Below are 26,726 nucleotides of genomic sequence, written 5' to 3'. Positions count from 1 at the left end.
TCCAAATGGACAGCATCGATCGAAAAATTCTTGCGGCGCTCCAGTCTGATGGACGCCTGTCGCTTACCGAGCTGGCTGAGCGTGTGAATCTGAGCCTATCGCCGTGCCATCGTCGCGTGCGGGCGCTGGAGCAAAGCGGGGCGATAACGGGATACCGTGCCAGCCTCGACCCCGCCAAAATGGGGTTTAACTTCCTGGCAATCGTCTTTGCGACGCTAAAGGAGGGGGACCGAAAGGCGGTTAGCGCGTTTGAAGCGGCGGTGGAGGAGATCCCGCAGATCGTGCTGGCCCAGCGTCTGTTTGGCGATCCCGATTACCTGATGCACGTCGTGACCCGCGACCTCTCCGCTTTCCAGAAGCTCTACGACGAGAAGCTCTCCGCCATGCCCGGCGTGCAGCATCTTCGCTCAACGCTTGTCATGAAAACGGTGGTGCAGGACAGGCCTTTTCCGCTGGAATTAGCTGGGCGAGACTGAGAGGCATGCCCGGCAGTACGCCGGGCATCAAAGGGGGGTTAGCCGACAAACATCACCGACACGCACAGCACTCCGACGATTAGCGTCAGCAGGTTGCCAATGGAACGGTACGGTTTCAGGGAGGGGATTAGATACGTCGACAGCGTCGGCATGATAAACAGGATCATGGCGATAAGCGGGCCGCTGATGGCGTAAATCATCGAAATGGCGTTCGGGTTAATGCAGCAGACGGCAAAGGTGATTAACGACACCCCCATAATGGAAATCGCGCGGTTAAAGGCGCGGCTCTTTTTCACCCCCACCTGACTGAGCGACGACTTCACGATCTCTGTCGCCCCTTCAATCACCCCAAAATAGGTACCGAGGAACGATTTCGACATCGCAATTATCGCCACGACAATCCCGGAGATGCCCAGCCATGCCGGTGATGAAGGCATCATCGACAGCGCGGACAGGATCGTCACCCCTTCCTCTTTGGCGGCCACAATGTACGACGGCGGAATAGAGAGCAGGCAGCTGAAGACAAAGAACAGCACGCTCAGGCAGATAATCAGGTACGCCACCTTCATGATCTTCTTACATTTATCCATGGCGCCATCGGCAAACTTCTCGCGACGGTCAACGGCAAACGTGGAGATAATCGGGGTATGGCTGAACGCAAATACCATCACCGGAATCGAAATCCAGACCTGGTGCAGCGTGTGGCGATCGACGGCCATCTGGCTGGTCAGCAGCGAGGGCTGCCAGCTGCCGATCAGATAGAGCGAGACAAACAGGAAATAGGCAATCAGCGGAAACACCAGGAAGCCCATCACTTTTATCGTGATATGCCGTCCCATCAGGAAGATCAGATTCAGGACCAGCACCACGCCCAGGCTGACCAGCACGCGAACGGCGGTATCAACCGTCAGGTGTTTCGCCAGCTGCTCCGTGAGCGAGTTGGTGATGGCCACTGCATAAATCTGCACCACCACAAAGAAGGCGATGAAATAGAGCGTGGTAATCAGGTTGCCAATCTTCCTGCCGTAATAGTGCGAGACGGCGCCGGTGATCCCCTCGTTGCCTTTCGTTTTCGACGACAGAATAAATTGCGCCAGCGCTCTGTGCGGCCAGTAGGTTAAGGGGTAGGCCACGAGGGCGGTAATAAACAGGACAATTGCGCCTGCGGAGCCCAGCTGAATGGGCAGGAACAGCGTTCCTGCGCCCACGGCCGTGCCGTAGAGAGCGAAACTCCAGAGAGTCTCATCTTTTGACCAAATTTTCGACATTAGAGCAACGTTTCAACTATCAAACCATCGGAATGGAGTGCAATTTACCATAGTTATGCACCGAGAGCGCAGTTGCTTTGAAGGTGAATGGCCGGAGCGGGCGTCCGGCCAGAAGGTGTTTAGCCTGCCAGGGCGCGCCGTTGCTGGCGACGCTTAAGAAATTTCTCGCGAAGGCAATCGTACGCCCAGTTATAGAACATGGTGTACGGCAGGAAGAACAGGAAGAAACCTATTTCCAGTGTGAATGCCTGCAGCAGGGTAACGCCCAGCACGGCGGCGACAATCGACACGCCAATCACAATAAACCCGCATTCAAACCCAAGCGCATGCAGCGCACGCACTTTTGCCGTACGTTTGACCCGCTGAACGGGCCAGAAGCGGTCGAAGCCGAAGTTATAAATAATGTTCCACAGCATGGCGGTGGTCGCCAGAACAATGGTCAACCCGCCCATTTCCACCACGGAACGCTGCATAAGCCACGCCGCGGTAGGGGCGAGGATCGCCGTCGCAATCCCTTCAAAACAGACAGCATGAAAGATCCGCTCCGGCAGTTTACGTTGGAGTGCATCCTGATGTTGCATAGCGATAGACCTCGTTAATTCGCCGGTATGGGCGTTGATGTGGCCTATTTTCATCGCTAAAGCTGATATATTAAAGATAGTATCCATCGCTAAAGTAGATAGGTTATGCGCTATTCACCCGAAGCCCTTACCGCGTTTGTTGAGACCGTTGCGGCTGGCTCTTTCTCTGCGGCCGCACGCCGGCTGCGTAAAAGCCAGTCGACGATCAGCACGTCCATTGCCAATCTTGAAGCCGATCTGGGCTTCGAGCTGTTTGACCGCTCTGCGCGCCAGCCGGTGTTGACGGCCCAGGGGGAACAGGTGCTGGGCTACGTGCAGGCGATTCTCGCCGCCAGCACGCGGCTGGATGAGCTGGCGGTGTCGCTATCGGCGCAAACGGAGGCGCGTCTGACGTTTGTCCTTTCCGATACCCTCAACCCGGACGTGCTGGAAGAGATGATGAAACAGTTTGACGCGCGCTTTCCCCATACGGAATTCGAATGTCTGATTGGCGAGGAGGAGGACGTGATCGATCTCCTGCAAAAGGAGCGCGCGCAGATTGGCCTCACCGAGGCGCGAGACGGTTATCCTACGGATATCGGCGCTATCCGGCTGCCGATGCAGACCCGCATGGCGATCTATGTCGCGACCACGCATCCGCTCGCCGGACAACATGACGTTCAGCGTGACGAGCTGCACGGCTGGCGAGAGCTGCGGCTGAGCACCTATCTTGAGCGCGAGGCGGAGATCGCGCGCGGGCCTGTCTGGTCAGCCCCGAATTACCTGTTACTCTTGAGTATGGCGGTACAGGGATTTGGCTGGTGCGTCTTGCCGTGCGCGCTGGTGGATGAGTTTGCCGCCGCGAAATCCCTGGTACAGCTCAATGTTCCCGGCTGGCCGCGGGCGATCGGCATCGATCTGCTGTGGAATAAACGATCCCCTCCCGGTGTTGCCGGAAGCTGGCTGCGGCAGTATCTGCAGGATGCACGCTGATCCTTGTGATTAAACTCACTATTTTTAAACAATTAAGATAATTGCCAGTAACAATCCTCTACTATCGTCATGTTATTTAACACAGAGGTCGTGATGAAAGATGTCGTAATAGTGGGTGCGTTGCGTACAGCTATCGGCTGTTTTCAGGGAGCGCTCGCGCGTCACTCGGCGGTTGACCTGGGGAGCGTGGTGGTGAAAGCGCTGGTGGAACGTAGCGGGATCGCAGCACATGAAGTTGACGAGGTGATTCTGGGACAGGTCCTCACGGCCGGTGCCGGGCAAAACCCTGCGCGTCAGGCGGCGCTGAAGGGTGGGCTGCCCAATACCGTCTCTGCCATCACCATCAACGACGTCTGTGGTTCAGGATTAAAAGCGCTGCATCTCGCGACGCAGGCCATTCAGTGTGGTGAGGCGGACGTGATCATCGCGGGCGGGCAGGAGAATATGAGCCGCGCGCCGCACGTGTTGACCGACAGCCGCACCGGCGCACAGCTGGGCAACAGTCAGCTGCTCGACAGCCTGGTGCATGACGGCCTGTGGGATGCCTTCAATGACTACCATATGGGCGTGACGGCGGAAAATCTGGCGCGCGAGTACGGTATCAGCCGTGAGGTGCAGGATGCCTATGCGCTGAGCTCGCAGCAAAAAGCGCGTGCGGCGATTGATTCCGGTCGTTTTCGCGACGAAATTGTCCCGGTCAGCGCGCAGCGTCAGAGCGGCGAGCATGTCGTCGTAGATACCGATGAACAGCCGCGCACTGACGCCAGCGCTGAAGGCCTGGCCAGGCTGAACCCCGCGTTTGAAATGCAGGGCTCAGTGACGGCAGGAAATGCCTCTTCCATTAACGACGGCGCTGCCGCCGTTATGATGATGAGCGAAAGCAAAGCTCTTGAGCTCGATCTCCCCGTCCTGGCCCGCATTAAGGCGTTCGCGAGCGTGGGGGTTGATCCTGCGTTAATGGGGATCGCACCGGTCTACGCGACCCGCCGCTGCCTGGAGCGTGCGGGGTGGCAGCTTTCGGATGTGGATCTGATCGAAGTGAACGAAGCTTATGCCGCGCAGGCGATCTCCGTCGGAAAAATGCTTGAGTGGGATCCGCTGCGGGTCAACGTTAACGGTGGGGCGATCGCGCTGGGTCATCCTATCGGGGCGTCCGGCTGCCGGATCCTGGTTTCGCTGGTCCACGAAATGAAAAAGCGCAATGCCCGCAAAGGGATTGCCACGCTTTGTATAGGCGGCGGGCAAGGGGTGGCGCTGGCCATCGAACGCTAAACTCTTCTTATTAAAAAACCTCCTCCGGGAGGTTTTTTTTCGCGCCCTTTTTCTCCTGGCGGCTTAATTGTGATCCGAACACCATTTCCGTTATAAACAAAAATTAAAATGAAACGTTGTTTTAAATTTCATTGAAAAGCCCACTTTATGCCGATAGTATGTGCTCATTATGAAAAAACGGAACGCTGTTTCGTTTATTTCCGCCTTCGGGCATGACCACATCTGGAGGTTACCGTGGACGTCAGAGAAAGCATCCACAGCGCGCACGCCAAAACGCTGGATACTCAGGGGCTGCGCAATGCGTTTTTAGTCGAGCAGGTATTCGAGGCCGACAGGTACACCATGGTTTACAGCCATATCGACCGCATTATTGTGGGCGGAATTATGCCCGTCACGAAAACCGTCTCCGTTGGCGGCGAGGTCGGTAAACAGCTGGGCGTAAATTATTTCCTCGAACGTCGCGAGCTGGGTGTGATTAACATCGGCGGGCCGGGCACCATCACCGTAGACGGACAGTGCTATGAGATTGGCCATCGCGAGGCGCTGTACGTGGGTAAAGGGGCGAAAGACGTGGTCTTTGCCAGCATCGACGCCAGCAGGCCTGCGAAGTTCTACTACAACTGCGCGCCGGCCCACGCCACCTGTCCAACCAAAAAGGTGACCCCGGCAGACGTCGCGCCCGTGACGCTGGGCGACAACCTCACCAGCAACCGCCGCACCATCAATAAGTACTTCGTGCCGGACGTGCTGGAGACCTGCCAGCTCAGCATGGGGTTGACCGAACTTGCGCCGGGCAACCTGTGGAATACCATGCCGTGCCATACCCACGAGCGCCGCATGGAAGTCTACTTCTACTTCAACATGGATGAGGACGCCTGCGTGTTCCACATGATGGGACAGCCGCAGGAAACGCGCCATATCGTGATGCACAACGAGCAGGCGGTGATTTCACCGAGCTGGTCTATTCACTCCGGCGTTGGGACAAAAGCCTACACCTTTATCTGGGGAATGGTGGGCGAAAACCAGGTCTTTGATGATATGGACCATGTTGCGGTCAGCGATCTGCGCTAGTCGCGGGCAGTGAAGCATAAACCTGCCTGTGAGTGACAGGCTCTGAAAGAGTAAGGAATAAACATGATTCTGGATGCATTCTCCCTGCAGGGGAAAGTGGCGGTGGTTTCCGGATGTGATACCGGGCTGGGTCAGGGGATGGCGTTAGGCCTGGCGGAAGCGGGCTGCGATATCGTCGGGATTAATATCGTTGAGCCTACAGAAACCATCGAGCGCGTGACGGCTCTGGGACGCCGTTTCCTGAGCCTGACCGCCGACCTGCGTAAAATCGATACCATTCCTGAACTGCTGGATCGCGCGGTAGCGGAATTCGGCCATATCGACATTCTGGTCAACAACGCCGGGCTGATTCGCCGTGAAGATGCGATCAACTTCAGCGAACGCGACTGGGACGACGTGATGGACCTGAACATCAAGAGCGTATTTTTCATGTCCCAGGCGGCGGCGAAGCATTTTATTGCGCAGGGGAACGGCGGCAAGATCGTGAATATTGCCTCTATGCTCTCGTTCCAGGGGGGAATCCGCGTGCCGTCTTACACCGCGTCCAAAAGCGCCGTGATGGGCGTGACCCGCCTGCTGGCAAACGAGTGGGCGAAACATAATATCAATGTGAATGCCATTGCGCCGGGTTACATGGCGACCAACAACACGCAGCAGCTGCGCGCAGACGAGCAGCGCAGCGCGGAAATACTTGACCGTATTCCGGCGGGGCGCTGGGGTCTGCCGGGCGATCTGATGGGGCCGGTAGTGTTTCTGGCCTCGTCGGCATCGGACTATATCAACGGCTACACCGTGGCGGTTGATGGCGGCTGGCTGGCGCGATAACCCGCATCGGGTCTGGACCTCTGCTTTCGGGCGGAGGTTTTTTTGCTCAAAAATTGTCAAAGTCCATATGGGTAAACACGAAAAATCCATACTAAAAAATCATGAACGACATTCATCACACTTTTAATTCTGAAAAATTAATGCATTAGTAAAATAACGTGATTATTAAGCGTTAGTTGAAATTGTAATGTCCATCACAGAACGGCATGTCGCAGCGAAATAATCCATATCTTCACCTTTTCCCACCTGACACTTTTCCTCGCTTTCTCGTAATTTCATTTAACGAATTTTGCTGTTGAGGCAGGAAAAATATGACATCGATAAATGACTCTACCCTAATGCCCGCTGCGCTGCGTGATACTCGCCGCATGAACCAGTTTGTCTCCATTGCCGCCGCCGTGGCGGGCCTGTTATTTGGACTGGATATCGGCGTTATTGCCGGCGCATTACCGTTTATTACCGATCACTTTACCCTGAGCAGTCGCCTGCAGGAGTGGGTGGTGAGCAGCATGATGCTCGGCGCGGCCATTGGGGCGCTGTTTAACGGCTGGCTGTCGTTCCGTCTGGGGCGCAAATACAGCCTGATGGTCGGGGCAATTCTGTTCGTTGCCGGCTCCATTGGCTCGGCGTTTGCCGCTAACGTTGAAATCCTGCTGCTTTCCCGCGTGCTGCTGGGCGTGGCGGTGGGGATTGCGTCCTACACCGCGCCGCTTTATCTCTCCGAAATGGCGAGCGAAAACGTGCGCGGCAAGATGATCAGCATGTATCAGCTGATGGTCACGCTGGGTATTGTGCTGGCGTTCCTGTCTGACACCTACTTCAGCTACAGCGGCAACTGGCGCGCGATGCTGGGCGTGCTGGCCTTACCGGCGCTGGTGCTGATCGTCCTGGTGATTTTCCTGCCAAACAGCCCGCGCTGGCTGGCGCAAAAAGGGCGCCACGTGGAGGCGGAAGAGGTGCTGCGCATGCTGCGCGATACCTCAGAAAAAGCTCGCGAAGAGCTGAACGAGATCCGCGAAAGCCTGAAGCTGAAGCAGGGAGGCTGGGCGCTGTTTAGAATCAACCGCAACGTGCGCCGGGCGGTCTTCCTCGGCATGCTGCTGCAGGCGATGCAGCAGTTCACCGGCATGAACATCATCATGTACTACGCGCCGCGGATTTTCAAAATGGCCGGGTTTACCACCACGGAACAGCAGATGATCGCGACCCTGGTGGTCGGGCTGACCTTCATGTTCGCCACCTTTATTGCCGTGTTCACCGTGGACAAGGCGGGCCGTAAACCTGCGCTGAAAATTGGCTTCAGCGTGATGGCGCTCGGCACGCTGATCCTGGGCTACTGCCTGATGCAGTTTGATAACGGTACGGCCTCAAGCGGGCTTTCCTGGCTTTCTGTCGGGATGACCATGATGTGTATCGCAGGGTACGCGATGAGCGCCGCGCCGGTGGTCTGGATCCTGTGCTCCGAAATTCAGCCGCTCAAATGCCGCGACTTTGGCATCACCTGTTCCACGACCACCAACTGGGTATCGAACATGATCATCGGCGCGACGTTCCTGACGCTGCTGGACGCGATTGGCGCAGCGGGAACGTTCTGGCTCTATACGGTGCTGAACGTGGCGTTTATTGGCGTCACGTTCTGGCTGATCCCGGAAACCAAAGGTGTGACGCTGGAACACATCGAGCGCAAGCTGATGGCCGGAGAGAAACTGCGAAACATCGGCGTGTGATCGTATTGCCCGTTTACCTGGCCCAACGTATGCAGGGGATAACCAATGTTTGTTTAAAAGGCGCTGAATGCAGCGCCTTTTTTTATTGGCACCGGATGTGTTAAAAGAAGAAACCAACGAAAAGGAGGGATGATGAAAACGATCGGCCTGTTAGGTGGAATGAGCTGGGAATCGACAATCCCTTATTATCGCCTGATTAACGAAGGGGTGAAGCAGCGTTTGGGTGGTCTGCATTCCGCAAGCCTGCTCCTGCACAGCGTTGACTTTCATGAAATCGAAGCCTGCCAGTCGAGCGGCGAGTGGGATAAAGCCGGGGAGATTCTGGCCCAGGCGGCGCTTGGGCTGGAGCGTGCTGGCGCCGAGGGTATAGTGCTTTGTACCAATACCATGCACAAAGTGGCGTCGCATATTGAGGACCGCTGCTCGCTGCCGTTTTTGCATATCGCGGACGCGACCGGGCGTGTGATTGCGGCATCCGGGATGCGCCGCGTAGCGCTTTTGGGTACACGCTACACCATGGAGCAGGATTTTTATCGCGGACGTTTGCACAGTGAATTTGGGATCGAGAGCCTGATCCCGGATGAAGACGATCGGGCGCGCATCAATCAGATTATCTTTGACGAGCTCTGCCTCGGTACCTTCAGCGAATCTTCCCGCGCGTATTACGTCAGCGTTATCGATAAACTCGCGCAGCAGGGGGCCGAAGGGGTGATTTTCGGCTGCACGGAAATTGGTTTGCTGGTCCCCGTAGCGCAAAGCCCGATTCCGGTATTCGATACCACCGCCATCCACGCTGCGGATGCCGTGGCGTTTATGCTGTCCTGAGCACCCGTTCTGGTTTACATGTTGGCGGCGTCATAGGCGGATTGCGCCGCCACAATGGCATCAATATTATTTTCCACCCAGTGCGCCAGCACCGTCACCGTTTCGGTTAATGTCTGGCCAAGCGGTGTCAGGCTGTACTCGACTGTTACAGGTACCGTGGCGAATATCTTTCGCGACACCAGCCCATCACGTTCCAGCTTGCGTAAAGACTGGGTCAGCACCTTTTTGGTGATTCGCTGAATATCGCGTTGAAGATGACTAAAGCGCATCGGTCCCTTCTCCAGACGCGCAAGGATTAACAGTGCCCACTTATCGGCGATACGCGTCAGCACGCCTCGGGTCGGGCAGCGCTCATCGAACACGTTGTAAGGAGGCATCTCCTTTTTCAGAACTGCTGTATGGGTCATGGTGGTTCCCTCGAGGTAACCAGGTGAGGTAAAGGTGCCTTCTTACGCCCGTGAATGTTTGCGTGTATAAAACGACGTAAGGTTTCTATTTGATACCAGGGAACCGAAAATGGCAACGGGCTCGCAGAGCAATTTTAAAGTCGTCTTAATCGTTTGACTCACAAGGCAATATTGCATCAGGAGATCTATCAATGAGCGTTGTAGTTATCTATTATTCTGGCTACGGCCATACCAAACGCGTTGCTGAAACTGTCGCCGAGGGCGCGCAGGCTGAGCTTATCGCCATTGACAGTAATGGCGATATTCAGGAAAGCGACTGGCAAAAACTCAACGATGCCAAAGCGATTATTTTTGGCGCGCCAACCTACATGGGAAGCGTACCGTGGCAGTTTAAGAAATTCGCTGACGCGACCTCTAAAGCCTGGTTCGTACGTAGCTGGCAGGACAAAGTGTTCGCGGGATTCAGCAACAGCGCCAGCCTGAACGGTGATAAGCAGGTATCGTTGCAATATCTGCAAACGCTAGCCTCTCAGCACGGTGGGATCTGGGTGAGCCTGGGGCTGCCGCCGTCAAATACTCTCGCGGCAACCCGTCAGGACATTAATAATCTGGGCGGTTCAGTAGGTTTGCTGGTGCAGTCTCCATCGGATGCTGATGCTGGCGCCATTGCCAGCGGCGATCTGCAAACCGCGGTTAAATTCGGCGAGCGTGTTGCGGCCATTGCGAAACGTTTTAACTGAGTTTTCAGACGCCCGCTGTTTAGCGGGGCGTCTGATTCAACATCTTATTTAGCTGGCCCGCCAACATACTTAGCCCTCCCTGCAGATGTTCGCTAAACGCCTCCACCAGCGCCGACGCCGGACGATGCAATGGGCGGATTAGGCTAACGGTAAAAGGAACTGAGACGCTAAACCGACGCACAACAATTCCACTTTCCGCATAATCCAGCGCCGTAAGCGGATTCACCACCGCGACGCCGATGCCCGCTCGCACCATCGCGCAAATTGAAGCCGCGCTGTGCGTTTCCACCACCATTCGCCGTTTGACCTGATGCTCGGCAAACAGGGTATCCAGCAGCTGTCTGTAGCTGTCGGTCTGCGACAGGCTAATGTAGTTTTCCCCGTGGAAGTCCTCTGGCGTGAGCACCGCCTTACCGGCAAGCCGATGCCCGGCGGGCAGAACGCATACTTCATCTAACGAAAGTAACTCCGTGCGCGCCGTGCCTGCTGGCGTTGAGAGGTTTTCGGTTAGGCCTAAATCATGGCGCTGAGCCGAAAGCCACTCTTCAAGCAGGGGAGATTCCTGAGGCACGATGGTGAGGCTGACCTCCGGGTATCGCGCCAGAAAGGGCTGCAGCAGCATCGGTAAAAAAGATTGCGAGAAGACGGGCAGGCAGACGATCGACAGCTCGCCCTGGCGAAACTCGCGCAGGCTTTCGGCTGCACTCACGATTCTGTCCAGCCCGTACCAGGAGCGCTGAACTTCCTCGAACAGGCGTAGTCCCTGCACCGTAGGGTGAAGCCTGCCCCGGGTGCGTTCGAACAGCTTCAGCCCCAGCACTTTCTCGAAGCGGGCCAGCTCGCGGCTCACCGTCGGCTGCGAGGTATGCAGCATCTGTGCGGCTTCGGTGAGATTGCCGGTGGTCATCACGGCGTGAAAAATCTCGATGTGGCGTAAATTGACGGCGGGCATAGGGCACCTGAAAGCAGAGAACTGTCCATATCATTTTTGCATAGACTCGCGATAAAACGATATTTTTTATTCTCTTTGCGCTGTGGCGTAATCATCAAAACGCATTTATCCGGAGAAGACCATGCCACGCCCGCTGAACCAGACTGATACCGATTTGAACGCCGACAACCTGCTGCGCCTGCCTGCCGAATTTGGCTGTCCGGTGTGGGTCTACGACGCGCAGATCGTCCGCGAGAAGATCGCCGCCCTGCATCAGTTTGACGTGGTGCGTTTTGCCCAGAAGGCCTGCTCCAATATCCATATTCTGCGCCTGATGCGTGAGCAGGGCGTGAAGGTCGACTCCGTCTCGCTTGGCGAAATCGAACGCGCGCTGGCGGCCGGATACGATCCGAAAGCTGACGGCGACGCGATCGTCTTTACCGCCGATGTGATCGACGACGCGACGCTGGCGCGCGTTCACGAGCTGCAGATCCCGGTGAATGCCGGTTCTGTGGATATGCTGGAGCAGCTGGGTCAGGTATCTCCCGGCCATCGCGTCTGGCTGCGGGTGAATCCGGGCTTTGGTCACGGCCACAGCCAAAAAACCAATACCGGCGGCGAAAATAGCAAGCACGGGATCTGGTATGCCGATATGCCTGCCGCGCTGGAGGTATTACAGCGCTACGGCCTGAAGCTGGTGGGTATTCATATGCATATTGGCTCTGGCGTGGATTACGGCCACCTGGAGCAGGTGTGCGGCGCGATGGTGCGCCAGGTTGTCGACTTCGGTCAGGATCTGGAGGCGATCTCTGCGGGCGGCGGTCTCTCTATTCCTTATCGCGAAGGTGAAGAGGCGATCGATACCGATCATTATTACGGTCTGTGGAGCGCCGCACGTGACCAAATTGCCGCGCATCTGGGTCATGCCGTGAAGCTGGAAATTGAGCCGGGTCGTTTCCTGGTGGCGGAAGCCGGCGTGCTGGTTTCGCAGGTACGCAGCGTGAAAGAGATGGGCTCTCGCCACTTCGTCTTGATTGACGCAGGTTTTAACGATTTGATGCGTCCGTCCATGTACGGCAGCTATCACCACATTACCGCCCTGGCTGCTGACGGCCGTGATTTAACGCAGGCGCCACGCGTTGAGACGGTCGTTGCGGGGCCGCTGTGCGAATCGGGCGACGTGTTTACCCAGCAGGAAGGCGGCAAAGTGGAAACCCGAGCGCTGCCAGAGGTCAAACCGGGCGATTATCTTGTGCTGCATGATACCGGTGCCTACGGGGCATCTATGTCATCTAACTACAACAGCCGTCCGCTGCTGCCGGAAGTGCTGTTTGATAACGGTAAAGCGCGGCTGATCCGCCGTCGCCAGACCATTCAGGAACTGCTGGCTTTAGAACTCATCTGATTAAAGTACGGTCCCGTTGTGACCGAATCGCGTAAGACCAGCGTGCCGGTAAACGGCGGGATGGCATCGACCGGCTGGTTTTTTGCCAGCCGGATCGCCTGATCGATGGCCGTGACAATCATATTGTCGATGGGCAGATAAACCGATGAGAGCGCAGGCTCCAGCCATTTCGCGCTTGGGGCATCGTCAAAGCCGAACAGTGAAATATCCTGCGGGATTTTAAGCCCCGCCTGGTGCAACGCTTTGGACGCACCCAGCGCCATATCGTCGTTACAGGCAAACAGGGCGCTAAACGGTACTCCGTCGGCAATCAATTCCTTGCAAAGCTCGTATCCCCGCGTCATTCCCGCATCGCCGTACTTTATCCGACGCTCGTCCAGACGGATACCATGCTTTTCCAGCGCCTTGCGATAGCCCATCAGCCGCGCTTTACCCGTGGGAGTGTGGATCGGGACGGTGATACAGGCGATCTCCCGATGGCCCTGGCCGATCAGATAATCCACGGCCTTGAATGCGGCATCCTGCTGTTCGAAGAACACGCAGCGATCCGGCGCCTGGCTCACTTCACGGTTAATGACCACCAGCGGCGTTTTCACGGTGTTCATTAGTTTGACGATCGCTTTTTCGCTCATGTAGCGCGTGTAAAGCACGATGGCATCGCACTGGCGATCGGCCAGCATCTGCACCGCCTGTTCTTCCTGTTCCGGCGCGTCGTGACCGTCGGTGACGATCAGCTGTTTCCCGTGAGTTTCAGTTTGCCGCGACGCCTGCTGGAGAAGGCGACCAAAGTAAAAGCCGTCAAAGGTCGAGACGACCAGACCAATGCTGTTGCTGGTCTGGTTAGCCAGCGAGCGCGCGAGAAAGTTCGGACGATAGCCCAGCTCTTCCATCGCAGCAAAGACCTGCTGACGCGTACTCTCTTTGACCTGACCTGTGCCGTTCAGCACGCGCGAGACGGTAGCCTTCGACACGCCCGCACGCAGTGAGACATCCAGCATTGTTGCCATTCTACATTCCTGCTTCCACGTAATGGTTTGCAGTTTAACACAGACCTCGCGGCGTATAAGCGATGCGGGAAGCGCAAAAACTCTGCCACGATCACGCTTTTTGGTAACGATTCGTCCGGCCAGCCTGAAGTCAAACTCAATAGCCTGACTCTGGTAAGATAATCACCGAACCGGGCTGGAGCATCAGGCCAGTAAATACATGAGAAAATGCAGGTGAAACATGAATAAGGCTGTCATCCTCCCGCTTTACAAGGCTCCACACTTCGCAGAGCAGGTTACCGACTGGCTCTGGCAGGCCTTTGGCGAAGGGCTTTCTCGGGAATTTTTCCACAGTATTGTTGAGCACAGCCAGACACCGGGGGCATTACCGTTGACGTTTATTGCCCTTGAAGGCGAACAGCTTCTTGGCACGGTAGGGCTCTGGCGCTGCGATTTGATCACCCGACAGGATCTCTTTCCGTGGCTGGCGGCGCTGTACGTTGATGAGGCGGCGCGAGGTAAGGGGCTGGCGGGACAACTTCAGCAGCATGTTATCGCTTACGCAGCGCAGTCCGGGTATGAGGAGCTCCATCTCTGGTCTGCCTGCCGCGACTTCTACGAACGTTACGGCTGGCAGTACATCGGTGATGGTCTGGAATACCCCAACACGCGGGTTCACCTCTACCGTTATTCGCTCTGCGCTTCCGCAGGTGACGCAACGGAGTGACGGCGAACCAGCGTCGGGCTAAACAGATGCGTAATTTCCGGCGGCTGGCGCTGTTCAGCTAGCGCTAGCGCCAGCTCGGCGGCCTGCGTTGCCATGGTGATGATTGGGTAGCGCACGGTGGTCAGACGCGGGCGAACGTAGCGGGAGACCAGCACGTCGTCGAAGCCAATCAGCGAAATTTCTGCCGGTACCTCAATTCCATTGTCATTCAACACCCCCATCGCCCCTGCGGCCATTGAGTCGTTATAGCTGGCAACCGCCGTGAAATTCCGTCCGCGACCCAGCAGCTCGGTCATGGCCTGTTCACCGCCGCTCTCATCCGGTTCACCGTAGGCCACCAGGCGGTCATTACACGGCAGCCCGTTTTCACGAAGGGCATCGTAGTAGCCCTGCAGGCGGTCCTCTGCATCAGAAATCTGATGATTTGAACAGAGATAGCCAATCCGGGTATGGCCCTGCTGAATAAGATGCCGCGTTGCAAGCCAGGCACCGTAGCGGTCATCGAGGGCCACGCAGCGTTTTTCAAATCCGGGAATAATGCGGTTGATGATCACAATTCCGGGCATCTGCTTCATCAGGTGAATCAGCTCGGCGTCCGGGATCATTTTGGCGTGAACCACCAGCGCCGCGCAGCGGTGGCGGATCAGCTGTTCAATGGCCTGGCGTTCTTTTTGTTCATTATGATAGCCATTGCCGATCAGCAAAAAATTACCTGTCTGATAAGAAACCTGTTCAACCGCTTTAACCATGGCGCCGAAAAAGGGATCGGAAACATCACCCACCACCAGCCCAATGGTTTCGGTGGACTGCTGGGCGAGCGCGCGGGCATTGGCATTGGGATGATAGTTCAGGGATTCCATGGCATTTTGTACCGCCTGGCGCGATGCGTCACTGGCTTTTGGGGAGTCGTTAATCACGCGGGAGACGGTTGCCACCGACACGCCTGCCAGACGGGCCACATCCTTTATTGTCGCCATTCATTACCTTCTTATTGGGGGTAAGCGTTTACACACCAAATAGTGTTGCGGAAAAGCGGCGCGCATTCAAGGGGAGCGGATTTCCGCTCTCCACAAACGTGACGCAGGACAACCCTGGTGGTGTAATCGTTACACGCGCAGTCATGTCTGAAGAATGTCAATCTGAACCTTTGGTTACACTTTGCCTCAGGCTGTTGCGATTGTCCGATGGCGAGGATGTTAATGAGATTGATACAGTTGAGATCCCAGAGGTATTGATTGGTGAGAATTCTTAGTACGATTTCGTACTCATCTCTTGCACCAACCTGCGCGGATGCGCAGGTTTTTTTTCGCCTCCACTTTTGCTGTCGCTCCCGTATCACTTCTCGTGTAATCTGCCACCATTTACTATCAACCCTCCACACTGGCTGGCAAAGGGAGTTGAGATGCTATTTGGGTTCTTCCGTACACTGTTCCGTATTCTTTTTCGCATCCACGTCACTGGCGATGCCCAGGCGCTTCGCGGCGAACGCGTTCTTATCACACCAAATCATGTTTCCTTTATAGATGGCATCCTGCTGGCGCTGTTTTTACCCGTGCGCCCGGTGTTTGCGGTCTATACCTCTATCAGCCAGCAGTGGTACATGCGCTGGCTCACGCCGCTGATTGATTTTGTGCCGCTCGACCCGACCAAGCCGATGATGATTAAGCATCTGGTGCGTCTGGTTGAGCAAGGGCGTCCGGTGGTTATTTTCCCTGAAGGGCGTATTTCAGTGACCGGTTCGCTGATGAAAATCTACGACGGCGCGGGGTTTGTTGCAGCGAAATCAAAAGCGACCGTGGTACCGCTGCGCATTGAAGGCGCGGAGCTAACCCATTTCAGCCGCCTGAAGGGGCTGGTGAAGCAGCGTCTGTTCCCTAAAATAACCCTGCATATTCTGCCGCCAACGTCGTTACCGATGCCAGAAGCGCCGCGTGCCCGCGATCGCCGTAAAATCGCCGGGGAAATGCTGCATCAGATTATGATGGAAGCACGCATGGCCGTGCGCCCGCGCGAAACGCTGTACGAATCTCTGCTATCCGCGCAGTACCGCTATGGCGCGAAGAAAAACTGTATCGAAGACATCAACTTTACCCCCGACACCTATCGCAAACTGCTGACCAAAACCCTGTTTGTGGGCCGTATTCTGGAGAAGTACAGCAAAAAAGGCGAAAAAATTGGCCTGATGCTGCCTAATGCGGGCATCAGCGCGGCGGTGATTTTCGGTGCGGTTTCCCGGGGCCGTATCCCGGCAATGATGAACTACACGGCGGGCGTGAAGGGGTTGACCAGCGCCATCACCGCAGCCCAGATTAATACCGTCTTTACCTCCCGACAGTTCCTGGACAAAGGCAAGCTCTGGCATTTTCCCGAGCAGCTCACCCAAGTGCGCTGGGTCTTCCTGGAGGATCTGAAAGCGGACGTGACCACCGGCGACAAGCTGTGGATTTTTGCGCATCTGCTGGTGCCGCGTCTGGCGCAGGTCAAACAGCAGCCGGAAGATGACGCGATTATCCTCTTCACGTCGGGGTCGGAAGGCAATCCTAAAGGCGTCGTCCACAGCCACAAGAGCATTCTGGCGAACGTTGAGCAGATCAAAAGCATTGCCGACTTTACCGCGAATGACCGCTTTATGTCGGCGCTGCCGCTTTTCCACTCTTTTGGCCTGACGGTGGGGCTGTTCACGCCGCTCCTGACCGGCGCAGAAGTGTTCCTCTACCCGAGCCCGCTGCATTACCGCATTGTGCCGGAGCTGGTCTATGACCGTAACTGCACCGTCCTGTTCGGAACCTCAACCTTCCTGGGCAACTATGCGCGTTTCGCCAATCCGTATGACTTCTATCGCGTGCGGTATGTGGTGGCCGGTGCGGAAAAACTGCAGGAGAGCACGCGCCAGATCTGGCAGGACAAGTTTGGCCTGCGCATTCTTGAAGGCTATGGCGTTACCGAGTGTGCGCCCGTGGTCTCGATTAACGTGCCGATGGCGGCGAAACCGGGTACGGTTGGCCGAATCCTGCCGGGAATGGATGCGCGTTTGCTGGCGGTGCCGGGCATTGAGGACGGTGGCCGTCTGCAGCTGAAAGGGCCAAACGTGATGAACGGTTATCTGCGCGTGGAAAATCCGGGCGTGCTGGAAGCGCCGACGGCGGAAAACGTCAACGGCGAGGTTGAAACCGGCTGGTACGACACCGGCGATATCGTCCGTTTCGATGAGCAGGGCTTTGTACAAATTCAGGGACGCGCGAAACGCTTCGCCAAAATCGCCGGTGAAATGGTCTCTCTGGAAATGGTCGAACAGCTGGCAACGGCCGTGTCTGTGGATAAGATGCATGCTACGGTGGTGAAGAGTGATGCCAGCAAAGGCGAGGCGCTGGTGCTGTTTACGACCGACGCTGAACTTAAGCGCGACAGGTTACTGAGCTATGCGCGTGAACACGGTATCCCTGAACTGGCCGTGCCGCGCGACATTCGCTACCTGAAGCAGCTCCCGGTGCTGGGTAGCGGGAAGCCCGATTTCGTGACCCTGAAAGGCATGGTTGAAGAGGCGGAACAGCAAAATGCGTGAGTCAGTACACACTAACACCTCACTGCGTTCAAAAGGCATGATGGCGGTCATTGCCGCGCAGTTCCTCTCTGCGTTCGGTGATAATGCGCTGTTGTTCGCCACGCTGGCGCTGCTGAAAGCCGAGTTTTACCCCGACTGGAGCCAGCCGATCCTGCAGATGGTGTTTGTGGGCGCTTACATTATCTTTGCTCCGTTCGTCGGGCAGGTAGCGGACAGCTTCCCGAAAGGCCGGGTGATGATGTTTGCCAACGGTCTCAAGCTGCTGGGTGCCGCCAGCATTTGCTTTGGCTTCAATCCGTTTATTGGCTACACGCTGGTGGGCATTGGCGCTGCCGCCTACTCCCCGGCAAAGTATGGCATCCTCGGCGAGCTGACCACGGGCGATAAGCTGGTGAAAGCCAACGGCCTGATGGAGTCGTCAACCATTGCCGCTATTCTGCTCGGATCCGTCGCGGGCGGCGTACTGGCCGACTGGCATGTCCTGGCGGCACTGGGCATCTGCGCGGTGGTGTATGGCGGTGCGGTCGTGGCAAACCTCTTTATTCCGAAGCTGCCAGTGGCTCGCCCGGGGCAATCCTGGCGCTTCAAACCGATGACCGGCAGTTTCTTCAACGCGTGCCGCGTGCTGTGGCGTAACGGGGAAACGCGTTTCTCCCTGATGGGGACCAGTATGTTCTGGGGGGCGGGCGTCACGCTGCGCTTCCTGCTGGTCCTGTGGGTGCCGGTGGCGCTGGGCATTACGGACAATGCGACGCCGACCTATCTTAATGCGATGGTGGCCATCGGCATTGTGGTTGGGGCGGGTGCGGCGGCGAAGCTGGTGACGCTCGAGACGGTCGCACGCTGCATGCCCGCAGGGATCCTGATTGGCGTCGTGGTGCTTATCTTCTCGCTGCAGCATGCGTTATTGCCCGCGTATGTCCTCCTCATCCTGATTGGTATTCTGGGGGGCTTCTTCGTGGTGCCGCTGAACGCGTTGCTGCAGGAACGGGGTAAGCAGACCGTCGGGGCGGGAAATGCTATCGCGGTACAAAACCTGGGTGAAAACCTGGCAATGCTGTTAATGCTGGGGCTCTACTCGCTGGCGGTAAAAGTGGGTGTGCCGGTGGTGGGGATCGGCGTCGGGTTTGGTGGGCTGTTTGCGATTGCGATCGCGGGCTTGTGGATTTGGCAGCGTCGCCGTTGATATCTAGCCGGGTGGTGGCTTCGCCTTACCGGGCCTGCGTTTGAGCACCTGTAGGCCCGGTAAGCGTAGCGCCACCGGGCAAAAGCGTCAGGCTATGGTGCAGGATAAGTATAAACCTGATGCACCGCTTCAATCTCTGCTAACACGTCTTCACTCAGGTTCAGGTGGAAACTCTCAATATTGGTTTTCAGCTGTTCCATCGTTGTCGCGCCCAGCAGGGTGCTGGCAACAAACGGCTGACGACGCACGAAGGCCAGCGCCATCTGCGCAGGGTCAAGACCGTGACGCTTTGCGATATCCACATAGGCAGCAACGGCTTTCTGCGTCTGCTCACCGCTGTAGCGGGTGAAGCGGCTAAAGAGGGTATTTCGCGCCCCCGCCGGCTTCGCGCCGTTCAGGTATTTCCCCGTCAGCGTGCCGAAGCCGAGACAGGAATAGGCGAGCAGCTCTACCTCTTCATACTGTGTCACTTCGGCCAGACCCACCTCATAGCTGCGGTTAAGCAAGCTGTACGGGTTCTGGATAGTCACAATACGCGGCAGATCGTGCTTATCCGCCAGGTGCAGATAGCGCATGACCCCAAAGGCCGTTTCGTTAGATACGCCAATGTAGCGGATTTTTCCCGCGCGCTGGCACTCGGTCAGCGCTTCCAGCGTTTCCAGCAGCGTCACGGCGGGGGCGCTCTCATTCCAGCTGTATCCGAGCTTGCCAAAGCAGTTGGTTGGTCGCTGAGGCCAGTGCACCTGGTAGAGGTCGAGATAGTCGGTTTGCAGGCGCTTCAGGCTGGCATCCAGAGCGGCGCGGATATTCTTGCGATCGAGGATCTGGTTCGGACGGATCCCGGTATCGTTATTGCGCGCGGGGCCACTGACTTTTGAGGCAATCACCAGCTTTTCACGGTTGCCGCGCTTTGCCAACCAGTTACCGACGTAGGTTTCGGTAAGTCCCTGCGTTTCAGGGCGTGGCGGAACAGGGTACATCTCTGCAACATCAATCAGGTTAATGCCCTGGCTGACGGCGTAATCGAGTTGTGCATGGGCATCGGCTTCGCTGTTTTGTTCACCAAATGTCATCGTGCCCAACCCCAGTTGGCTTATTTCCAGAGCGCTGTGGGGGATACGGTGATAATGCATAGCCGGCTTCCTCAGTAGACTTATAGACCGCGTCAGGGCGTGCCCGACAAAGGAATATAAACATGGCAGAGGGGAAGCAAAAGGGGAAGAAAAAAATCAAAAAGGCCAGCAAGCGACTGACCTCTCTCTGATTATCGCTCGATAATTTGCGATACTTCGTCGCGATTGATCTGCATTTTATTGCCTTCCTGGTCGCGGTAGCTGACCAGACCGGTATCATCGTCGACTTCGGGTTTGCCATCGGTCAGGATCATTCGACCATCTTTTGTCGCCATGACGTAATCGCTGCTACAGCCCGATACGGCAAACGCTAAACCGACTGCTGACACTAATACTGCCCATTTTTTCATCGTTATCGTCCTCATCTGGCTTGTATCAAATCATAATCTAGTATTAACCCGATAAGGCGACTTGAGGAAGCGGTAAAATCTTAAAAAGCAGTCGATTATGTTTGAGAGCTCGCAAAATAAGTAAAAAACTATGTTTTTAACAGGAAATGACGTGCCAGGAGCGCGCCGGTGAAATTCTTTTTGAGATAAAAACCGCGCGGCAACGTCAGTATCGGTTCACCCTGCGCGCCGATTGCCTCGGTAAGTGCTTTACTGTTGGCCGCTTTCGGACGCAGCTGTAACACTTCTCCGTGTCGGGCGGTGATGCGCTCTACCTGCCCAAGCACAATCATGTCCATCAGCTCTTCCCAGTCCAGGCGCAGCTGATGCTCTTCATCCTCGTCCGGGCTCCAGAGCAGCGGTGCGCCAACGCGACGGTCAGCCAGGGGGATCTGACGCTCACCTTCAACCGGTACCCATAATACGCGCTTCAGCTTGTGGCGAACGTGACTGGTTTCCCACGTTACGCCGGTATTGCCGGTTAATGGCGCAACGCAGACAAAAGTGGTCTCAAGCGGCTTGCCCTGGCTGTCTACAGGGATAGTTTTTAACTCCACGCCAAGTGCAGCAAAATCCTGCTCAGGTTTGCTCCCTGCGCTGGCACCCAGCCATAGTTCAAGCAGCATGCCGATCCAGCCTTTATCCCGCTTAAGATCCTTCGGGATCTGAAGCCCTGCCATTGCCGCCAGCTCGCCAAGCGAAAAGCCTGCAAGACGCTGTGCCTGCTGTAGCAACTGGCCCTCGCTGGACGGCGGTGAGAGCAAGGGTGTAAGCGGATGCATGATGGTAACCTTTTGATTAAAAAATAAACGAAGAAATTGTCCCCTGTGGATAGAGTTTAACTATTTCTGTACGAATATTCCATGTACATGATTCATATGTTTTTTTACTGGTTTGAAATCGTTTCACCAGAGTCGGAAAACGGGTTGTTCAAATCTGGTCACTGACAATGAACAGGATCTTACACCATGTTATCCACAGAAAAATGGGATAACTGGGCATAACCCTGACTACTGTTTCAATTTACAGCCTTGACGTGCGAGGAAAATCGAAATTTCAAACAAATTGTGACTAACTTATTGGCACAATCTGTGGATAAAACCGACGCTGTTCGATCTTTCATCAGCACGACGATCCCTGATGTGACGATCGTCACGCTATTCTGTTTTGTGTTCATGGAAATGCATTTAACTATATGAAAATAATTGTATTATTGAATTAAGCTAAAAAGGGGGGGACGGCATTGTTTGAGGTTGTTCATCGGTAATTAGACACTTCTTCACAACTATATCCACAGAAAAGGTGAATAAAATTCCTTTTAATGGCTCTCATCTGTTTATAACTCAGCACTTATTTGTGAGTTATTCAAATGTTATTAGGCTACAGCCCTGTAAGAGAGTGGTTTACCGCCTCCCTGTAGTGTGAAACAATCATTCATATATAAGGTTTAGTTTGGGGTAGTCCGGTGATTGATGACGATGGCTACCGCCCGAACGTAGGAATAGTAATTTGTAATCGTCAGGGCCAGGTAATGTGGGCCCGGCGATATGGTCAGCACTCCTGGCAGTTCCCGCAAGGCGGGATCAATCCGGGAGAGTCCCCAGAACAAGCGATGTACCGGGAGCTTTTTGAAGAGGTCGGTTTGAGCCGGAAAGATGTTCGCATCCTGGCTTCGACCCGCAACTGGTTGCGTTACAAGTTACCGAAACGTTTGGTGCGTTGGGACACAAAGCCGGTTTGTATCGGCCAGAAACAGAAGTGGTTTCTGTTGCAGTTGGTGGGCAACGATTCAGACATCAATATGCAAACCAGCAGTACGCCGGAGTTCGATGGCTGGCGCTGGGTGAGCTATTGGTATCCTGTTCGTCAGGTCGTGTCATTTAAACGCGATGTTTACCGTAGGGTGATGAAAGAGTTTGCAAGTGTGGTCATGCAGCTTCAGGAGATCCCGCCTAAGCCGCAGAGCGCACCTGCCTGGCGACGTAAAAGAGGTTAAGCTACGCAAATCATGCTCACCCGCTTGCGAGAAATAGTCGAGAAGGTGGCCAGCGCTCCGCGTCTGAACGAGGCGCTGAATATTCTGGTCACCGACATCTGTCTTGCGATGGAGACCGAGGTCTGTTCGGTATATCTGGCCGACCACGATCGGCGCTGCTATTACCTGATGGCGACCCGTGGTTTGAAGAAGCCACGTGGACGCACCGTAACGCTCGCATTTGATGAGGGTATCGTCGGTCTGGTTGGGCGGCTGGCTGAACCCATCAACCTTGCTGACGCGCAAAAACACCCCAGCTTTAAATACATCCCTTCCGTAAAAGAAGAGCGCTTCCGCGCTTTCCTTGGCGTACCGATTATCCAGCGTCGCCAGCTGCTCGGCGTACTGGTCGTCCAGCAGCGTGAGCTACGTCAGTATGACGAAAGCGAGGAGTCTTTCCTCGTCACGCTGGCCACGCAGATGGCGGCGATCCTCTCTCAGTCTCAGCTTGCCGCGCTCTTTGGCCAGTATCGCCATACGCGCATTCGTGCCCTTCCGGCATCGCCAGGCGTAGCGATTGCTGAAGGCTGGATGGACGCCACGCTGCCGTTAATGGAGCAGGTTTACGAAGCCTCAACGCTTGATGAAGCGCTTGAGCGCGAGCGTCTTACCGCCGCGCTGGAAGAGGCGGCGAATGAATTTCGTCGTTACAGCAAACGTTTTGCCGCAGGTGCGCAAAAAGAGACGGCGGCCATTTTCGACCTCTATTCGCACCTGCTTTCCGATGCGCGTCTGCGTCGTGAGCTTTTTGCTGAAGTGGATAAAGGCTCGGTCGCGGAGTGGGCCGTTAAGAAGGTTATCGAGAAATTTGCCGACCAATTTGCGGCATTGACCGACGGTTACCTGAAAGAGCGGGCTGGAGATCTCCGGGCCCTGGGACAACGTCTGCTGTTCCATCTTGATGACACCATTCAGGGGCCGAATGCCTGGCCTCAACGGTTTGTTCTGGTCGCCGATGAACTGTCGGCAACCACGCTGGCTGAACTGCCACAGGACAGGCTGGCCGGTGTCGTGGTGCGCGATGGTGCCGCCAACTCACACGCCGCCATTATGGTGCGCGCGCTGGGTATCCCTACCGTTATGGGGGCGGACATTCAGCCGTCGGTACTGCACCGACGTACGCTGGTGGTCGACGGCTATCGCGGTGAGCTGCTGGTCGATCCTGAGCCGGTTCTGCTCCAGGAATACCAGCGTCTTATCAGCGAAGAGAATGAATTAAGCAAGCTGGCGGAAGATGACGTTAACCTGCCCGCACAGCTTAAGAGCGGTGAGCGGATCAAAGTCATGCTCAACGCCGGTTTAAGCCCTGAGCATGAAGAAAAGCTTGGCAGCCGCATCGACGGCATTGGCCTATACCGTACTGAAATCCCGTTCATGCTGCAGAGCGGTTTCCCCTCCGAAGAGGAGCAGGTGGCGCAGTATCAGGGGATGCTGCAGATGTTTAACGACAAACCTGTCACCCTGCGCACCCTGGATGTCGGGGCGGATAAACAGCTCCCCTACATGCCGATCAGCGAAGAAAACCCGTGCCTGGGCTGGCGTGGGATCCGCATTACGCTCGATCAGCCGGAGATCTTCCTGATCCAGGTGCGCGCGATGCTGCGCGCCAACGCGGCGACGGGCAATCTCAGCATCCTGCTGCCGATGGTCACAAGCATTGATGAGATCGACGAGTCGCGGCGGCTGATCGAACGTGCCGGGCGTGAAGTGGAAGAGATGATCGGCTATGCGATCCCGAAACCGCGGATCGGCGTGATGCTAGAAGTGCCGTCCATGGTCTTTATGCTGCCGCAGCTGGCAAGCCGTGTTGATTTTATCTCTGTCGGCACCAACGACCTGACGCAATATATTCTGGCCGTCGACCGCAACAATACCCGCGTCGCCAGTATCTACGACAGCCTGCATCCGGCGATCATTCGCGCGTTAGCGATGATTGCCCGTGAAGCGGAGCAGTACGGCATTGATTTACGCCTGTGCGGTGAAATGGCCGGGGATTCCATGTGCGTTGCGATCCTGATTGGTCTGGGATACCGCCATCTGTCGATGAACGGTCGCGCTGTCGCCCGCGTGAAATACCTGCTGCGACATATCGACATCAATGATGCTCGCGAACTCGCAGAACGCAGCCTTGAGGCGCAGCTGGCTGCTGAGGTCCGTCACCAGGTCGCGGCGTTTATGGAACGACGCGGTATGGGCGGCCTGATCCGCGGCGGCCGCTAATCGTCTTTCTCCCTCTCCCGGTGGGAGAGGGCACCAGAGGGCATAACACCCTATACACATCTTTTACATCTCGGGCGCATCCTCCGCGCCCGCCTTATGCTATGATTCGCAACTTTGGAGCCTCTGCTTACGGCAGAATCGCATTTCTACCGCTGTCCACTTTCAGCGGAATAACAACATCTTGTGGTGACAGATGAACAGTGGTTATCTGCATTTTCCGGAATTTGATCCGGTCATTTTCTCAGTAGGACCTGTTTCGCTTCACTGGTACGGTCTGATGTACCTGGTGGGCTTCATTTTTGCCATGTGGCTCGCTGGCCGTCGCGCCAGTCGTCCCGGCAGCGGCTGGACGAAAAACGAAGTTGAAAACCTGCTCTATGCGGGCTTCCTCGGCGTGTTCCTCGGTGGCCGTATTGGGTACGTGCTGTTCTATAACTTCCCTGTATTCCTGAACGATCCCCTCTACCTGTTCCGCGTCTGGGACGGCGGCATGTCCTTCCACGGCGGCCTGATTGGGGTGATCCTGGTGATGGTGATTTTTGCCAAACGCACCAAACGCAACTTCTTCCAGGTTTCGGATTTTATCGCGCCGCTGATCCCGTTTGGTCTGGGTGCCGGTCGTCTGGGTAACTTTATCAACGGTGAGCTGTGGGGCCGCGTCGACCCGAGCGTGCCTTATACGATGCTGTTCCCGGGCTCCCGCGCGGAAGATATCGCGCTGCTGCCATCACATCCGGAGTGGCAGTCCATTTTCGATACCTACGGCGTTCTGCCGCGCCATATGTCTCAGCTGTACGAGCTGGCGCTGGAAGGCGTTGTGCTATTTATCATTCTCAACCTGTTTATCCGCAAACCGCGTCCGATGGGCGCTGTCTCCGGCCTGTTCCTTATTGGCTACGGCGCATTCCGTATTATCGTCGAGTTCTTCCGTCAGCCAGACGCACAGTTTACCGGCGAATGGGTACAGTACATCAGCATGGGGCAGATCCTCTCCATACCGATGATTGTCGCGGGTGCCATTATGATGATTTGGGCGTATCGTCGTCGTCCACAGCAACAAAATTCCTGAGGAACCATGAAACAGTATCTTGAATTGATGAAAAAAGTGCTCGACGAGGGCACGCCGAAAAACGACCGCACCGGCACCGGTACGCTCTCCATTTTTGGCCACCAGATGCGCTTCAACCTGCAAGAAGGCTTCCCACTGGTGACGACAAAGCGCTGCCACCTGCGCTCGATCATTCATGAACTGCTCTGGTTCCTGCAAGGCGATACCAACATAGCGTATCTGCACGAAAATAACGTCTCAATCTGGGACGAATGGGCAGATGAAAATGGCAACCTGGGCCCGGTTTACGGCAAGCAGTGGCGCGCATGGCCAACGCCTGATGGCCGCCATATTGACCAGATCACCACCGTGATGAACCAGTTGAAAAACGATCCGGACTCGCGGCGCATCATCGTTTCCGCCTGGAACGTCGGCGAGCTGGATAAAATGGCGCTGGCACCGTGCCATGCGTTCTTCCAGTTCTATGTGGCGGATGGGAAGCTCTCCTGCCAGCTCTACCAGCGCTCCTGTGACGTGTTCCTCGGCCTGCCGTTTAACATTGCCAGCTATGCGCTGTTGGTCCACATGATGGCGCAGCAGTGCGATCTGGAAGTGGGTGATTTTGTCTGGACCGGAGGGGATACCCATCTTTACAGCAACCATATGGAACAGACGCATCTCCAGCTGACGCGCGAACCGCGTGCGCTGCCGAAGCTGGTTATCAAGCGCAAACCGGCATCAATCTTCGATTACCGCTTTGATGATTTCGAAATTGAGGGCTACGACCCACATCCGGGCATCAAAGCGCCCGTCGCTATCTGATGCGATAAAGCGTGACACAACCGGTGCTGTTTAGCGCCGGTTTTTTTTCGCCTATATCCCGTTTCCCGAAGCGCTATCCAGAAAGCGTGCAACGCGCTGCAACTCTTCCAATTCTCCG

At 55.9% G+C, this 26,726-nt stretch carries 25 protein-coding genes; 16 read left to right on the top strand and 9 right to left on the bottom strand.

The window, feature by feature from the left end; translation table 11 throughout:
- Positions 1-5: 5 nt before the first annotated feature.
- Positions 6-476, top strand: a complete 471-nt coding sequence (locus UR504_RS08525) for an Lrp/AsnC family transcriptional regulator (RefSeq protein ID WP_302236307.1) — start codon at positions 6-8, stop codon at positions 474-476.
- A 38-nt stretch (positions 477-514) separates the two neighbouring features.
- Here the strand turns inward: UR504_RS08525 and UR504_RS08520 are convergent, their stop codons facing one another.
- Positions 515-1,744 carry an amino acid permease gene (locus UR504_RS08520; RefSeq protein ID WP_136195109.1) on the bottom strand — a complete coding sequence of 410 codons (1,230 nt, stop codon included), beginning with the start codon at positions 1,742-1,744 and terminating at the stop codon, positions 515-517.
- 119 nt (positions 1,745-1,863) lie between these two features.
- Positions 1,864-2,325: a multidrug/biocide efflux PACE transporter gene (locus UR504_RS08515; protein ID WP_115876214.1), complete on the bottom strand. Its 462-nt coding sequence runs from the start codon at positions 2,323-2,325 to the stop codon at positions 1,864-1,866.
- 105 nt (positions 2,326-2,430) lie between these two features.
- On the opposite strand from UR504_RS08515, the gene UR504_RS08510 reads away from it, so the two are divergent.
- The 6 genes from UR504_RS08510 (at position 2,431) to UR504_RS08485 (ending at position 9,017) form a co-directional block, all read left to right on the top strand.
- Complete coding sequence (locus UR504_RS08510; protein WP_274240698.1) at positions 2,431-3,297, top strand: LysR family transcriptional regulator; 867 nt, start codon at positions 2,431-2,433, stop codon at positions 3,295-3,297.
- A gap of 93 nt (positions 3,298-3,390) precedes the next feature.
- On the top strand, positions 3,391-4,569 hold the full coding sequence (locus UR504_RS08505; RefSeq protein WP_302236315.1) for an acetyl-CoA C-acetyltransferase: 1,179 nt from the start codon (positions 3,391-3,393) through the stop codon (positions 4,567-4,569).
- 234 nt (positions 4,570-4,803) lie between these two features.
- On the top strand, positions 4,804-5,640 hold the full coding sequence (gene kduI / locus UR504_RS08500; protein WP_115876212.1) for a 5-dehydro-4-deoxy-D-glucuronate isomerase: 837 nt from the start codon (positions 4,804-4,806) through the stop codon (positions 5,638-5,640).
- A gap of 63 nt (positions 5,641-5,703) precedes the next feature.
- Entirely contained in the window at positions 5,704-6,465 is a 762-nt protein-coding gene (gene kduD, locus UR504_RS08495) for a 2-dehydro-3-deoxy-D-gluconate 5-dehydrogenase KduD (protein WP_111966094.1), read from the top strand.
- Between the two features lie 311 nt (positions 6,466-6,776).
- Positions 6,777-8,192, top strand: a complete 1,416-nt coding sequence (locus tag UR504_RS08490; RefSeq protein ID WP_302236319.1) for a sugar porter family MFS transporter — start codon at positions 6,777-6,779, stop codon at positions 8,190-8,192.
- Between the two features lie 132 nt (positions 8,193-8,324).
- On the top strand, positions 8,325-9,017 hold the full coding sequence (locus UR504_RS08485; protein ID WP_115876209.1) for an aspartate/glutamate racemase: 693 nt from the start codon (positions 8,325-8,327) through the stop codon (positions 9,015-9,017).
- Between the two features lie 14 nt (positions 9,018-9,031).
- Here the strand turns inward: UR504_RS08485 and UR504_RS08480 are convergent, their stop codons facing one another.
- The gene (locus tag UR504_RS08480; RefSeq protein ID WP_115876208.1) at positions 9,032-9,424 is read right to left on the bottom strand and encodes a winged helix-turn-helix transcriptional regulator; all 393 of its coding nucleotides are present in this window, start codon (positions 9,422-9,424) and stop codon (positions 9,032-9,034) included.
- A gap of 191 nt (positions 9,425-9,615) precedes the next feature.
- Between UR504_RS08480 and UR504_RS08475 the strand changes: the two genes are divergently transcribed.
- On the top strand, positions 9,616-10,164 hold the full coding sequence (locus UR504_RS08475; RefSeq protein WP_045909897.1) for a flavodoxin family protein: 549 nt from the start codon (positions 9,616-9,618) through the stop codon (positions 10,162-10,164).
- Positions 10,165-10,183: 19 nt separating this feature from the next.
- On the opposite strand, the gene UR504_RS08470 is transcribed toward UR504_RS08475, so the two are convergent.
- A complete protein-coding gene (locus tag UR504_RS08470) occupies positions 10,184-11,116 on the bottom strand; it encodes a LysR family transcriptional regulator (protein ID WP_111966091.1) in 933 nt (310 codons plus the stop codon).
- A gap of 121 nt (positions 11,117-11,237) precedes the next feature.
- Between UR504_RS08470 and lysA the strand changes: the two genes are divergently transcribed.
- Complete coding sequence (gene lysA / locus UR504_RS08465; protein WP_115876207.1) at positions 11,238-12,500, top strand: diaminopimelate decarboxylase; 1,263 nt, start codon at positions 11,238-11,240, stop codon at positions 12,498-12,500.
- On the opposite strand, the gene UR504_RS08460 is transcribed toward lysA, so the two are convergent.
- Positions 12,470-13,507: a LacI family DNA-binding transcriptional regulator gene (locus UR504_RS08460; RefSeq protein WP_111966089.1), complete on the bottom strand. Its 1,038-nt coding sequence runs from the start codon at positions 13,505-13,507 to the stop codon at positions 12,470-12,472. The two genes, lysA and UR504_RS08460, sit on opposite strands and share 31 nt — an antisense overlap.
- 220 nt (positions 13,508-13,727) lie before the next feature.
- On the opposite strand from UR504_RS08460, the gene UR504_RS08455 reads away from it, so the two are divergent.
- Positions 13,728-14,213: a GNAT family N-acetyltransferase gene (locus UR504_RS08455; RefSeq protein WP_115876206.1), complete on the top strand. Its 486-nt coding sequence runs from the start codon at positions 13,728-13,730 to the stop codon at positions 14,211-14,213.
- Here the strand turns inward: UR504_RS08455 and galR are convergent.
- Positions 14,174-15,190 (bottom strand): HTH-type transcriptional regulator GalR, encoded by a 1,017-nt coding sequence (gene galR / locus UR504_RS08450; RefSeq protein ID WP_302236330.1) that lies wholly within the window; start codon positions 15,188-15,190, stop codon positions 14,174-14,176. The two genes, UR504_RS08455 and galR, sit on opposite strands and share 40 nt — an antisense overlap.
- Before the next feature lie 425 nt (positions 15,191-15,615).
- Between galR and aas the strand changes: the two genes are divergently transcribed.
- Positions 15,616-17,775, top strand: coding sequence for a bifunctional acyl-ACP--phospholipid O-acyltransferase/long-chain-fatty-acid--ACP ligase (gene aas, locus UR504_RS08445; protein ID WP_320739602.1), 2,160 nt, complete (start codon positions 15,616-15,618; stop codon positions 17,773-17,775).
- A complete protein-coding gene (gene lplT / locus UR504_RS08440; RefSeq protein ID WP_111966085.1) occupies positions 17,768-18,961 on the top strand; it encodes a lysophospholipid transporter LplT in 1,194 nt (397 codons plus the stop codon). Before aas ends, lplT begins: the two co-directional genes overlap by 8 nt.
- Before the next feature lie 92 nt (positions 18,962-19,053).
- On the opposite strand, the gene UR504_RS08435 is transcribed toward lplT, so the two are convergent.
- The 3 genes from UR504_RS08435 to mutH all read right to left on the bottom strand — a co-directional run bounded on the left by UR504_RS08435 (position 19,054) and on the right by mutH (position 21,265).
- Positions 19,054-20,094, bottom strand: coding sequence for an NADP(H)-dependent aldo-keto reductase (locus UR504_RS08435; protein WP_115876203.1), 1,041 nt, complete (start codon positions 20,092-20,094; stop codon positions 19,054-19,056).
- Between the two features lie 131 nt (positions 20,095-20,225).
- A complete protein-coding gene (locus UR504_RS08430; RefSeq protein WP_008499668.1) occupies positions 20,226-20,444 on the bottom strand; it encodes a YgdI/YgdR family lipoprotein in 219 nt (72 codons plus the stop codon).
- Between the two features lie 128 nt (positions 20,445-20,572).
- Complete coding sequence (gene mutH, locus UR504_RS08425; protein ID WP_111966083.1) at positions 20,573-21,265, bottom strand: DNA mismatch repair endonuclease MutH; 693 nt, start codon at positions 21,263-21,265, stop codon at positions 20,573-20,575.
- 683 nt (positions 21,266-21,948) lie between these two features.
- On the opposite strand from mutH, the gene rppH reads away from it, so the two are divergent.
- The 4 genes from rppH (at position 21,949) to thyA (ending at position 26,608) form a co-directional block, all read left to right on the top strand.
- The gene (rppH, locus tag UR504_RS08420; RefSeq protein ID WP_013098553.1) at positions 21,949-22,479 is read left to right on the top strand and encodes an RNA pyrophosphohydrolase; all 531 of its coding nucleotides are present in this window, start codon (positions 21,949-21,951) and stop codon (positions 22,477-22,479) included.
- 12 nt (positions 22,480-22,491) lie between these two features.
- Positions 22,492-24,738 carry a phosphoenolpyruvate--protein phosphotransferase gene (ptsP, locus tag UR504_RS08415; protein WP_111966082.1) on the top strand — a complete coding sequence of 749 codons (2,247 nt, stop codon included), beginning with the start codon at positions 22,492-22,494 and terminating at the stop codon, positions 24,736-24,738.
- A gap of 193 nt (positions 24,739-24,931) precedes the next feature.
- Positions 24,932-25,807, top strand: a complete 876-nt coding sequence (lgt, locus tag UR504_RS08410; protein ID WP_115876201.1) for a prolipoprotein diacylglyceryl transferase — start codon at positions 24,932-24,934, stop codon at positions 25,805-25,807.
- Between the two features lie 6 nt (positions 25,808-25,813).
- Positions 25,814-26,608, top strand: a complete 795-nt coding sequence (thyA, locus tag UR504_RS08405; protein ID WP_111966081.1) for a thymidylate synthase — start codon at positions 25,814-25,816, stop codon at positions 26,606-26,608.
- Positions 26,609-26,726: the final 118 nt, after the last annotated feature.

Origin of the sequence: Enterobacter sp. 241F3, from assembly GCF_034106785.1 — a bacterium.
Classification (GTDB): Bacteria; Pseudomonadota; Gammaproteobacteria; order Enterobacterales; family Enterobacteriaceae; genus Enterobacter; species Enterobacter vonholyi.
The sequence above is the reverse complement of the archived record's forward strand: the minus strand, read 5'-3'. Positions and strand labels throughout refer to the sequence as shown.